At 64.8% G+C, this 10,427-nt stretch carries 12 protein-coding genes and 1 pseudogene; 6 read left to right on the top strand and 7 right to left on the bottom strand.

The features are described from left to right. A pseudogene (locus DH10_RS22250) lies at nucleotides 1-200 on the bottom strand (adenosine kinase); the annotation flags it as partial. Between the two features lie 278 nt (nucleotides 201-478). Here DH10_RS22250 and DH10_RS22245 point away from each other — a divergent pair. Both DH10_RS22245 and DH10_RS22240 read left to right on the top strand, forming a co-directional pair. Continuing rightward, complete coding sequence (locus tag DH10_RS22245; protein WP_246506330.1) at nucleotides 479-1,381, top strand: DMT family transporter; 903 nt, start codon at nucleotides 479-481, stop codon at nucleotides 1,379-1,381. A gap of 64 nt (nucleotides 1,382-1,445) precedes the next feature. Beyond that, the gene (locus tag DH10_RS22240; RefSeq protein WP_192253514.1) at nucleotides 1,446-2,147 is read left to right on the top strand and encodes a sulfate transporter family protein; all 702 of its coding nucleotides are present in this window, start codon (nucleotides 1,446-1,448) and stop codon (nucleotides 2,145-2,147) included. A 3-nt stretch (nucleotides 2,148-2,150) separates the two neighbouring features. Here the strand turns inward: DH10_RS22240 and DH10_RS22235 are convergent, their stop codons facing one another. The 5 genes from DH10_RS22235 to DH10_RS22215 all read right to left on the bottom strand — a co-directional run bounded on the left by DH10_RS22235 (nucleotide 2,151) and on the right by DH10_RS22215 (nucleotide 5,654). Then, nucleotides 2,151-2,954: an isocitrate lyase/PEP mutase family protein gene (locus DH10_RS22235; RefSeq protein ID WP_192253512.1), complete on the bottom strand. Its 804-nt coding sequence runs from the start codon at nucleotides 2,952-2,954 to the stop codon at nucleotides 2,151-2,153. A 79-nt stretch (nucleotides 2,955-3,033) separates the two neighbouring features. Further along, nucleotides 3,034-3,888, bottom strand: coding sequence for a hypothetical protein (locus DH10_RS22230; protein WP_192253509.1), 855 nt, complete (start codon nucleotides 3,886-3,888; stop codon nucleotides 3,034-3,036). A gap of 61 nt (nucleotides 3,889-3,949) precedes the next feature. Then, nucleotides 3,950-4,609 (bottom strand): HAD family hydrolase, encoded by a 660-nt coding sequence (locus DH10_RS22225; protein ID WP_192253507.1) that lies wholly within the window; start codon nucleotides 4,607-4,609, stop codon nucleotides 3,950-3,952. Then, a complete protein-coding gene (gene dut, locus DH10_RS22220; RefSeq protein WP_192385317.1) occupies nucleotides 4,610-5,095 on the bottom strand; it encodes a dUTP diphosphatase in 486 nt (161 codons plus the stop codon). Nucleotides 5,096-5,183: 88 nt separating this feature from the next. Further along, nucleotides 5,184-5,654 (bottom strand): Lrp/AsnC family transcriptional regulator, encoded by a 471-nt coding sequence (locus tag DH10_RS22215; protein ID WP_192253501.1) that lies wholly within the window; start codon nucleotides 5,652-5,654, stop codon nucleotides 5,184-5,186. A 115-nt stretch (nucleotides 5,655-5,769) separates the two neighbouring features. On the opposite strand from DH10_RS22215, the gene DH10_RS22210 reads away from it, so the two are divergent. The 4 genes from DH10_RS22210 (at nucleotide 5,770) to DH10_RS22195 (ending at nucleotide 9,355) form a co-directional block, all read left to right on the top strand. Then, nucleotides 5,770-6,024 (top strand): DUF6356 family protein, encoded by a 255-nt coding sequence (locus DH10_RS22210; RefSeq protein WP_192253498.1) that lies wholly within the window; start codon nucleotides 5,770-5,772, stop codon nucleotides 6,022-6,024. Between the two features lie 16 nt (nucleotides 6,025-6,040). Then, on the top strand, nucleotides 6,041-6,874 hold the full coding sequence (locus DH10_RS22205) for a class II glutamine amidotransferase (RefSeq protein WP_192253495.1): 834 nt from the start codon (nucleotides 6,041-6,043) through the stop codon (nucleotides 6,872-6,874). A gap of 180 nt (nucleotides 6,875-7,054) precedes the next feature. Further along, complete coding sequence (locus DH10_RS22200) at nucleotides 7,055-7,855, top strand: class II glutamine amidotransferase (RefSeq protein WP_192253490.1); 801 nt, start codon at nucleotides 7,055-7,057, stop codon at nucleotides 7,853-7,855. 126 nt (nucleotides 7,856-7,981) lie between these two features. Beyond that, complete coding sequence (locus DH10_RS22195) at nucleotides 7,982-9,355, top strand: amidase (RefSeq protein WP_192253488.1); 1,374 nt, start codon at nucleotides 7,982-7,984, stop codon at nucleotides 9,353-9,355. Here the strand turns inward: DH10_RS22195 and DH10_RS22190 are convergent. Next, nucleotides 9,349-10,422: an NAD(P)/FAD-dependent oxidoreductase gene (locus DH10_RS22190; protein WP_192253485.1), complete on the bottom strand. Its 1,074-nt coding sequence runs from the start codon at nucleotides 10,420-10,422 to the stop codon at nucleotides 9,349-9,351. The two genes, DH10_RS22195 and DH10_RS22190, sit on opposite strands and share 7 nt — an antisense overlap. Nucleotides 10,423-10,427: the final 5 nt, after the last annotated feature.

Below are 10,427 nucleotides of genomic sequence, written 5' to 3'. Positions count from 1 at the left end.
CCCGCGGCCGTGTTGCCGGCGCTGCCGCCCGAAGCCTCGATCGCCGGCCCCATGCGGCTGTAGAGCAGCTCGGCGCGCCGGGTGTCGATGAGGTTCATCGCTCCCTTGATGATGCCGTTGGTCTCGAGAAAGGCCTCGTCGCACTGCGCGATGATGTCGACAATGGCATTGCCGATGCAAAGCACGTCATATTCCGGCATCAAAATCTCCGCCAAGAACCCACCCGGCTTTCTGGCATGCCGGCCGGGCGCGGGTCTAGCGGCTCGCAGCCGTTTTGCCTACCCCGAAAATCGGCGCCGGTTTCCGCTTCGCAGGCTTCCGATCGGTTGTGATTTGCTGCTGCGGCAGCCATCGCGCCGAACTGGACCATATCGGTGGTGGCGACGACGGCTATGGTTGGATCGTGATCGAAACATCTCCGCCGCAATGTGAGCTAGAAGCGGACCACCAAAAACAGGCTGAAGGCGCGAACCACAAGATGTCCGAGAAAACCGAAATGACCACCGAACTGGCGCTGCTTGGCCTGCTGGCGGTGTTGTGGGGTGCCTCCTACACCTTCATCAAGATCGGCGTCGAGACGATCCCGCCGGTCACCTTCATCGCCGGGCGCACGCTGATCGCGGGGGGCATCCTGCTTGGCCTCATCCGCTGGCGCGGCCTTGCCATGCCGCGGGACGTGGTCAACTGGCGCCGCTTCATGTTCCAGGCCTGCCTCAACAGCGTCATCCCGTTCACGCTGATCGCCGCCGCCGAACGTTCGATCGACGCCGGCCTTGCCACGATCCTCAATGCGACGTCGCCGATCTTCACCTTCCTGCTGACGGCGCTGATCACCCGCCACGAGCCGGTGACGCTGCGCAAGCTGGTCGGCGTCGGCGCCGGCATCGCCGGCATCTGCCTTATCGTCGGCACCGAGGCTCTTGGCGGCATCGGCCATCAGCTGTGGGCGCAGCTCGCGGTCGTCGCCGCCACCATCTGCTATGCGGGCGCCGCCATCTTTGGCCGAAACTTCAGAGGTCTGGATCCCATGGTTCCGGCCGCCGGCTCGATGATCTGCGGCGCCGCGATCCTGATACCGTTGAGCCTCGTCTTCGACCGGCCCTGGACATTGACGCCATCGACGGCATCGATCCTGGCCCTCTTCGGGCTCTCGGTGTTCTCGACAGCGCTCGCCTTCTCGATCTTCTTCCGGCTCATCCACACGCTGGGCTCGGTCGGCACGACCTCCCAGGCCTACCTGCGCGTGCCGATCGGCGTCGGCATCGGCGCCGTCTTCCTCGGCGAAAGCCTCGGGCCGACCGCTTGGCTCGGCATGGCCTTCGTCGTCGTCGGCGTCGCGGCCATGACGATTCCGGCGAGGCAGGCCAGGCTTGCGCGGTAGTTGCACCGGGGGGCGACCCTGCCTATGTCGGAAGCGTCCTTCTCGATGAGGGGTTGAAGACGCCGTGATTCTCGACGCCGCCCGCGCCGCCGCCAGCCAGCTGTTCTCGCCCGAATTCCGCTCCGTCTTCGTAAAGACGCTCGGGCTCACCGTGTTGGCGCTGGTGGCCCTGTGGTTCGGCATTGAGAGCCTGCTCGAATGGCTGGCCTGGCCATGGCTCCAAACGTTTGTTCCGGGGTTACCCTCCTGGGCCGGCTGGCTCAGCGCCATCATCGCCGGCATCGTCCTGGCCGTCGGGATGGCGTTTCTCGTCGCGCCGGTGACGGCTATCATCGCCGGTCTGTTCCTCGACGATGTCGCCGAGGTGGTCGAGCGCACCGACTATCCCAACGATCCGCCAGGGCGCGCCCTGCCGGCGCTGCAATCGCTGGTGCTGGCGATAAAATTCTTCGGCGTCGTCATCCTCGGCAACGTCGTCGCCCTGCTGCTGCTCCTGGTGCCGGGCATCAACATCGCAGCCTTCTTCATCGTCAACGGCTACCTGCTGGGCCGCGAGTTCTTCGAATTCGCCGCCATGCGCTTCCGCCCCGAGGCCGGGGCCAAGGCGCTGCGCCGGAAATATGCCGGCACGGTGTTCCTGGCCGGGCTGGTCATCGCCGCCTTCCTTGCGGTGCCGCTGCTCAACCTTTTGACGCCGCTTTTTGCCGCCGCCATGATGGTGCATCTGCACAAGGCGATTTCCGCGCGCGAAGCGGCGCGGCCTTAAGCATCATGCGCTGGTCTCGCGGAACAGCGCCTGCAGCTTGCCGAACGGCATTGCCGCGCGCGTGAAGCCGAAGGTCCCGTCCTGCTGGATTTCGCGAGCCGCCGTTTCCAGCATGCCATAGGCGAAATTCGTCAGCCATGGCCCAAGCGAGACGCGCCTGACGCCGGCCGTGGCAAGGTCGGCGACGGTGAAGCCGGGCCGCGCCATGACATTCACCGGCTTGGTCACCGCCGAACACACGGTCCGCACCGTCTCAATATCGCTCAGGCCGGGCGCGTAAAGCACGTCCGCGCCGGCTTGCTCGAAGGCCTGCAGCCGTTTGATCGTGTCGTCGAGATCGGTCTTGCCCCACAGGAAGTTCTCGGCCCGCGCGGTGAAGACGAAATCGTGCTTGAGCGCCCGAGCCGCCTCGACCGCCGCGGCAACACGTTCGACCGCGTGCGAGAAATCGTAGATCGGATTGTCGGGGTCGCCCGTATGATCCTCGATAGAGCAGCCGGCGAGGCCGGCGGCTTCAGCCGCGAAGATGGTTTCGGCGGCCTGCTCGGGGCTATCGCCCTTGCCGCGCTCAAGGTCGGCCGAAACCGGCAGATCGGTCGCAGCCGTCACTTCGCGGCAATGGTGGATCATGGCCTCGAAGGTCACGGCGCCGTCGGGCAGGCCGCGCGAGAAGGCGAAGCCGGCGCTGGTCGTGGCGAGCGCCTTGAAACCGAAGGAGGAAAGAAGCTTGGTCGTGCCGACATCCCAGGGATTGGGCATGACGAAGGTAGAGGCGTGCAGATCGCGAAAAATCTTGCCCTTGTCCATGGCGGGTCCTCAATCATGATCGGGTTGTGAGGGGAAATCTATCGCGCAGGCCGGGGCCGGGCAAATGAATGCGTTTCGTTCAGAAGCGTTTCTCGTTTTCTGCTGACAATTTCTCGAAGGCGTCGGAATTCTTGACATAGCCCGACTTGGCCTTGTCCCAATGATAGGTGACGGAAATGTCGTGAGAGGTGGCCTTTGGCGGCGCCTCGTCACAGCTTTCCTTGCTCGGCACCGTCTCGTCCGTCACTGTGGCCTTGATGGGCGCATAAGGCTTGTGGCCACCAAGGCTCCGGAAGGCCAGGTTTTGCGTGCGCCGGTAGGCGCAGTAATTTTCGTCGAACGTATAGATCGCGTCGATCAGGTAAAAGCGGTCGTTGCGGACCATGATCAGCATCGTGCCGGCATAGCCCTGGTTCGAGTTGAAATGCATGCTGATGGTGATGAGCGCGTCGTCGCCGGGACCGAGTGCAAGCTTGCCGGGATCGCGAAAATAGCTGTTCCGGTCGGTGCCGACATTCACAGCATCCAGCAGCCTCGGCTTGCCCGCGAGATCGTAGAGCGCCAGCACGGCAAAGCCCTCGGCGCTGTCCTGCGCCTGGCCGAGGTCGAAGAGCATGGTCAGCCGGTCTTTGCCGGCGGCCTTGATGGCAAGCATGGCGGCGTTGGGCAGGCTGATGGTCTCGGGCGGCGCGCCGCCCTCGTCGCCGCCGAGGATATGGCGCATCTCGATCGGCGCGCTGCCATTGTAAAAGCCGTCGCCGCTCGCTTTCAGATCGGGAATGACCATCCTGGCAAGGTCGAGATAGGTGACGTCCTGGTGTCCGGGGACGGGACCGTTCAGCTCCGGAAAGCTGACGGCCTGGGCGTCCGCCGCCGCCCATAGGCATGGCAGCAGCAGGCACGCAAGCACGAGACGGAATAAGGTGGAAATCATGGAAAGCGCCCCTCGGAGCGCTCACGCTAGCACGGAGTTTCGAGATAAGCAGCGGGCCCGATCAGGGTATCGGCACCAGTTCGGCAAGTTCCCGCATGTCGTCGAACAGGACGCCGCCGGCTGCCGCCAGACCGTCGCGGTCGGAGAAAGGATCGGCGTGATAGGAGAACACGCGCATGCCGGCGGCAATGCCGGCCTGGGTGCCTGCGACGCTGTCCTCGATGACGATGCAGTCCGCCGGCGCGAAGCCCATCGTCGCGGCCGCGTGGAGGAAGAGGTCGGGGAACGGCTTGCCGCGCCCGACCATGGTCGAGGAGAACATGGCGTGCTGGAACAGCGGCACCAGCCCGGTCTGCCCCAGCGTGATATGCATCTTCGAAATCCGCGCCGATGAAGCGACGCAATAGGCGATGCCGGCGGCCCGCACCTTTTCGATGAAATCGCGCACGTAAGGGATCGCCTCGACGCCATGCGCGAACAGGTCCGGCAGGCCGGCGTTCCAGCGATCGACGAAGTCGGCGCCGAGCCGGACGTCGGTCGCTGCTTCGATCTCTTTCTGCACCGAAGCCATGCTGCGGCCCGAGAAGTTCTTGCGACAATATTCGAACGTGGTTTGGAAACCGGCGGCAGTCAGCCATTCGGCCAAACGCCGGTTGGCAAGGTTCTCGGTATCGACCAGAACCCCGTCGCAGTCGAAGATGACGAGTTTGGGTATTGCCATTCAAGCGGTGCCGGTAGACCCGAAACCGCCGGCGCCGCGTGTCGTCCCGCCGGCGAGCGATCGTTCCTCGCTGGTGACCTGCGTCACCGCGGCAAAGACGATCTGCGCGATCCGCATGCCGCGCGTCACGGCGAAATCCTCGTCGCCGAGATTGACGAGCAGCACCTTCACCTCGCCGCGATAGTCGCTGTCGACGGTGCCAGGCGTGTTGAGGACGGTCAGGCCGTGCTTGAAGGCGAGGCCGGAACGCGGCCGAACCTGACCTTCCATGCCTTCCGGAATTTCCAGGATCAGCCCTGTCGGCACCAGCGCGCGCTTTCCTGGCAGGATGAGCAACGGCCGGTCTTCCGGCACCGCGGCGCGCAGGTCCATGCCGGCAGCGCCCGCGCTTTCATAGGCAGGCAATGGCAAGCCCTCGCCATGCGGAAGCCTGACGAAACCGACGGTGGGGCCGATGACGGAGGAGGGATAGACAGCGGTGCGCATGAGCCCATTCCTATCGGCGTGAATGGCGATTCGGTCAACTCGGCGATAGGCCTATCAACGGCTTTCTTTGAGCGCGGTTCCGCCGGTTTCAGCGCAGCTCCACCGGAACCACGGTCGTCTCCTTGATCTCCTCCATCACGAAGGAAGCGGAGACGTCCGACAGCGCCACCTTGGCGATCAGCCGCTGGTAGAGCCTGTCATAGGCTTTAACGTCGGCGACGCGGGCCCGCAGCACATAGTCGAGGTCGCCGGACATACGGTAGACGCCGGTGATCTCGGCAAAGCCGATCACGGCCGCGCGGAAGTTTTGCAGCCAATCCGGGTCGTGGTTGGAGGTGCGGATCAGGATGAACACCGAGAGGCCGAGCCCAAGCTTGTCGGCGTCGACCAGTGCCACGCGCCCCGTGATGACGCCGTCCTCCTCCAGCCGCTTGACGCGCCGCCAGCAGGCATTGCGCGACAAGGCCACGCGCTCAGACAGCTGGTCGACGGAAAGCGTGCCGTCGCGCTGCAACTCGACCAGCAATCTTCGATCAATTTCATCGATTTCTATCATCATGTTGGGATGAATGTCCCATAGAAGTGCCAAAAGCAAGGACAATTTGGGACCAATGAACCAAAGCAGTGTGGCAGGATACTCAGTATCGGGGCTCATCCCGGCAGGAGGGATCACCATGACGACACGGTTTTCGGCGCTCTTCACGTCTCACCCGGCCAAGGTCGGCGAGACCTATTTCGGCCACATGGCCTTTGCCGCCTGGTTCTGTTCCCGCCTGTCGATGGCTGCCGGCGCTGCGCTTGTTCACGCTTTCTTGCCGTTTCTGTTCGAGACTACGGCGAGCCGAATCGTTCGCGAGCTCTACGAGCGCACGCACAATCGAGGCTCACACGCGGCCAAGGAGCCGGCGGCTCTGATGGATCGCGCCTGATAGATGGTGGAATGCGATGTGCCGGTGGGCGGCCTATCTTGGTGAAGCGGTCTTCCTCGAAGACATCATCACCGCGCCCTGCCACTCACTGATCGCCCAGAGCCACTGCGCCCAGGAGGCGAAGTCGCCGACCAATGGCGACGGTTTTGGCCTTGCCTGGTATGGCGACCGGCCGGAACCCGGCCTCTATCGCGACATCCTGCCGGCGTGGTCCGACCCCAATCTGAAAAGTCTCTGCCGGCAGATCAAGTCCGGCCTGTTCCTCGCCCACGTGCGCGCCTCGACCGGCGGCGCCACCAGCCGCATGAACTGCCACCCGTTCGTCTCCGGCCGCTGGTCGTTCATGCACAACGGCCAGATCGGCGGCTTCGAGAAGATCCGCCGCGCCTTGGAGAATTCGCTCACCGACGAAGTCTTCGACCAGCGCGAAGGCACCACCGACTCCGAACTCTTCTTCCTGCTGATGATCGACCAGGGGCTATCGACGGACCCGCAGGGTGCCGTGTCGCGCGCGACCGGCCGCGTCGTCGAGGCTTCGCGCCGCGCCGGCATCGAGCCGTCCCTGAAGCTGACTGCAGCGTTTTCCGATGGCGAGGCGCTCTACGCCGTGCGTTACGCCACGGACGATCACGCCCCGACGCTCTATACCGGTGCCTTCGCCACGCGCCCCGGCCGCTGCCTCGTCTCGGAACCGTTCGACCGCGACGGCGGCGACTGGCAGGCGATCCCGCCGTCCAGTTTCGTGACCATGACGCGGGACGGCACCAATACCCGGCCGTTTGCGCCGGCCGCCGCGCAGTTGGCGCTGGTCGGCCAAGCAAATCTCAGTCCGCGAAGATCAATGGCCTGACGCTCCGGTCGCTGGCGTTCGACGGATCGGCCGGGTCGCTTTCCATTTCTGGCAAAGGATCAGCGAAACATAAGCGCGGCGTAAGGACGCCAAACCGTCCTCCTGTCATCGGTGGCGTCCGACGAGCGGCGAATGGGTTCATTCGCGCGCTCAAACGCGCGAACGGAGGATGACAGGACAATGTGCAGGTGGGCCGCCTATCTTGGCGACGCGATCTTCCTGGAGGACATCATCGCCGCACCCTCCCATTCGCTGATCGCTCAGAGCCATGGTGCGAAGGAATCGAAATTGCCGACCAATGCCGACGGCTTCGGCGTGGCCTGGTATGGCGAGAGGCCGGAGCCAGGCCTCTATCGCGACATCCTGCCGGCCTGGTCGGATCCCAACCTGAAGAGTCTTGGCCGGCAGATAAAGTCCGGACTGTTCCTCGCCCATGTACGCGCCTCGACGGGCGGCGCCACAAGCCGCACGAATTGCCACCCCTTCGTTTCGGGCCGCTGGTCGTTCATGCACAACGGCCAGATCGGCGGGTTTGAGAAGATCCGCCGCGCCTTGGAGAATCCACTCCCTGATGCCGTCTTCAATCAGCGCGAGGGCACCACCGATTCCGAGCTCTTCTTCCTGCTCATGATCGATGAAGGTCTATCCCGAGACCCGCATGGCGCCGCCTCGCGCGCCACCAGCCGCGTCCTGGAAGCCTCATACCATGCCAGAATCGATCCGTCGCTGAAGCTCACGGCCGCCTTCAGTGACGGAGAGGCCCTGCACGCCGTCCGCTACGCCACCGACTCCCAGGCCCCGACGCTCTACACCGCTGCCTTCGCCAACAGGGTCGGCCGCTGCATCGTCTCCGAGCCTTTCGATCGCGATGGGCGAACATGGCACGAGATTCCGCAGTCAAGCTTCGTCACCATGACCAGCGACAGCACCAGCATCAGGCCTTTCGCGCCGGCGGCCGCCCGGTTGGCGCTCGCAGGCTGAGAGAACCGGCACTTAGCGCAATTTCGATCAAGCGCGGCTTGGTACTGAATGCTGGATTCGACTTGAAGCCATCCCGCCATCCGCCATGTTGATGGACAGGCGCGAGAGGCAGACGGAGCGCTCGCCATGGATATTGTGTTTTCCTCGACCATCGAACTCGCCGCCGCGATCGCCGCGCGAGACATCTCGGCGGTGGAAGCTCTCGATGCGCATCTTGCGCAGATCGACAGGCGCAACGGCGCGGTCAACGCGGTCGTGACGCTTGATCAAAAGGGAGCCATCGAGCGCGCCAGGCAGGCGGATAGGGCCCTGGCACGAGGCGATACACTTGGGCCGCTGCACGGCGTGCCATTTACGCTGAAGGACGCGCACGAGACGGCGGGAATGAAGACGACCGCCGGTTTCCCACCCTTTGCCGACTATGTGGCGAGAGAGGACAGTCCTGTCGTCGCCCGGCTGAAGAAAGCCGGCGGCGTACTGGTCGGCAAAACCAATGTCGCCACCATGCTGGGCGACTGGCAGTCGGACAATCCTTTGTTCGGCCGCACCAGCAATCCGTGGGATTCGTCACGCACGGCCGGCGGCTCCAGTGGTGGCGCAGCCGCGGCGGTTGCAACAGGCATGACGCCGTTCGAGGTCGGCACCGATATGCAGGACTCCATCCGCCTGCCCGCCGCCTTTTGCGGCGTCTATGGCCTGAAGCCGACCGAGCATCGCGTCTCGCTGGCCGGCGCTTTTCCCGATCCGGGCGGCATTCCGCGGAGCGTCCGCTTGATGTCCTGTCCCGGCCCTCTGGCGCGCAACCTCGAGGATCTGGCGCTGATCCACCAAATCATTGCCGGTCCGGACGGAGCCGACGCCGATCTCGCGCCGGTGCCGGTTGATCCGATGCCGAAGCTAGAACTGAAATCGCTCCGCATCGCTTTTGCCAGCGCCTTCCCCGGCTTTCCGGTGGCCGCCGAGATCAGCGCTGCGGTCGAAAGACTGGCCGCGCAACTCACATCAGCTGGGGCGAGCGTCGAGGACGCAAGGCTGCCAAGGCTCGACCTGCATGACGATCTCGCCGAGGGCGGCAAGTTGATCGGCATGATGCTGGAGGCAGCACAACCGGAGCCGCCGAAGCAGCCGACGCCGGTGTCGCGCTGGTTCGCCGCGCTCGCCCGCCGCGACCGGTCGATCCTTGCCTGGGAGCGCTTCTTCGAAAGCTGCGACGCCTTGCTCTGCCCGGTCGCGATGACCACGGCCTTTCCGCATTGCAAGCCGGGGGGGCTGCTCACGGTCAACGGCAAGGACGAGAGCTATTGGATGCTGCCGGCCCATGGCGCGGTCTTCAACTATTCCGGCCATCCGGCGCTCGCATTTCCTTGCGGGCAGGACGGCAACGGCTTGCCCATCGGGCTGCAGCTCGTCGGCAGGCATTGGTCGGAAGCGCGGCTGCTCGGCATCGCGGCGGCAATCGCGCCGTTGACCGGCGGGTTTCGCCGGCCGCCAGGCTACTGAGCGAAACGCGACAATGCATAAGGCGCGAGCAACGCATCGCGCTCGCCGTCGAGGATTTCGTTGGCAGCAAACAGCCCGACGGCGGGCGCCAGCGTGATGCCGGAATGCGTGACGGCGATGTATAGGCCGCCGATGCCGTCGGCGCGGCTGACGATCGGAAACCCGTCGATCGGAGTAGGCCTGTAGCCGACCGTGTGAAAGTCGTACTCCAGCCCATCGGCGCCGCGCAGCATCGCCTGCATCGTTGCAAGCAGCTCGCGCGCGGCGGCGTCAGGATTGTCGCCCGGATCGCCGCCGCCGAAATCCGAGCCGGCGATGATGCGGCCTTCCGCCGTTTGCCGCATATGCAGCTTCTCGGCCAGCACCAGCCCGTTGAGCAGCTTCCTATAGGGGCGCGAATGCACGATCAGGCCTGACGGCGTCTCGATCGGCAGCTCGATGCCGGCCGCCGCGGCGATCGCCGGAGCGCCGGCGCCGGCGGCGATCACCACCTCGTCGGCGGCGATGGTTTCACCCGAAACGACGACGCCGGTGACTTTGGCGCCGGATAGGGTCAGTGTATCGATGGTTCCCACGACGATCCGCGCGCCGCGCTCTTCGGCATCCGCCAGCAGCGCCTTTACGCAAGCCACCGGCTCAGCCACGCCTTCCTCGGCGACATAAAGCGCAAAATCGGGAAGCTCCGCCAGGTTGGGCTCGATGCGCGCCGCCTGTTCGCGGCCGATCCGCTCGATGCCGTAGCCCCAGGACGAATGCTCGGCCGCATAGGCTTCGAGCCTGTCCGACGGCAGGTCCCAGCATAGGCCGCCGCACCAGGCAAGCGGCAATCCCGGCAAGTCCTTCGCCAGCCGTGTCCACTCGGCCATGGCGCGGATGCGAAGCCGGAAATAGGTTTCGGGGTTGCCCCAACTGGCATTGATCCAGGCGAAGGAATTCGGCGTCGCGACACCGCCGGCGCCGCTTGTCGAGACGACCGTCACCCGCGCTCCGGCTTTCGTCAGATGCCGGGCGATCGACGCGCCGATGATGCCGGCGCCGATGACGATGACTTGTTTTGCGCTGCTCATGCTGG

Origin of the sequence: Mesorhizobium silamurunense (assembly GCF_014843825.1) — a bacterium.
GTDB lineage: Bacteria > Pseudomonadota > Alphaproteobacteria > Rhizobiales > Rhizobiaceae > Mesorhizobium > Mesorhizobium silamurunense.
The sequence above is the reverse complement of the archived record's forward strand: the minus strand, read 5'-3'. Positions and strand labels throughout refer to the sequence as shown.

Bases quoted from the DNA above. Each gene is read 5' to 3' on its own strand.
- DH10_RS22245 (WP_246506330.1), top strand. From the start codon at position 479: ATGTCCGAGAAAACCGAAATGACCACCGAACTGGCGCTGCTTGGCCTG.
- DH10_RS22235 (WP_192253512.1), bottom strand. From the start codon at position 2,954: ATGGACAAGGGCAAGATTTTTCGCGATCTGCACGCCTCTACCTTCGTC.
- DH10_RS22230 (WP_192253509.1), bottom strand. From the start codon at position 3,888: ATGATTTCCACCTTATTCCGTCTCGTGCTTGCGTGCCTGCTGCTGCCA.
- DH10_RS22225 (WP_192253507.1), bottom strand. From the start codon at position 4,609: ATGGCAATACCCAAACTCGTCATCTTCGACTGCGACGGGGTTCTGGTC.
- dut (WP_192385317.1), bottom strand. From the start codon at position 5,095: ATGCGCACCGCTGTCTATCCCTCCTCCGTCATCGGCCCCACCGTCGGT.
- DH10_RS22215 (WP_192253501.1), bottom strand. From the start codon at position 5,654: ATGATGATAGAAATCGATGAAATTGATCGAAGATTGCTGGTCGAGTTG.
- DH10_RS22210 (WP_192253498.1), top strand. From the start codon at position 5,770: ATGACGACACGGTTTTCGGCGCTCTTCACGTCTCACCCGGCCAAGGTC.
- DH10_RS22205 (WP_192253495.1), top strand. From the start codon at position 6,041: ATGTGCCGGTGGGCGGCCTATCTTGGTGAAGCGGTCTTCCTCGAAGAC.
- DH10_RS22200 (WP_192253490.1), top strand. From the start codon at position 7,055: ATGTGCAGGTGGGCCGCCTATCTTGGCGACGCGATCTTCCTGGAGGAC.
- DH10_RS22195 (WP_192253488.1), top strand. From the start codon at position 7,982: ATGGATATTGTGTTTTCCTCGACCATCGAACTCGCCGCCGCGATCGCC.
- DH10_RS22190 (WP_192253485.1), bottom strand. From the start codon at position 10,422: ATGAGCAGCGCAAAACAAGTCATCGTCATCGGCGCCGGCATCATCGGC.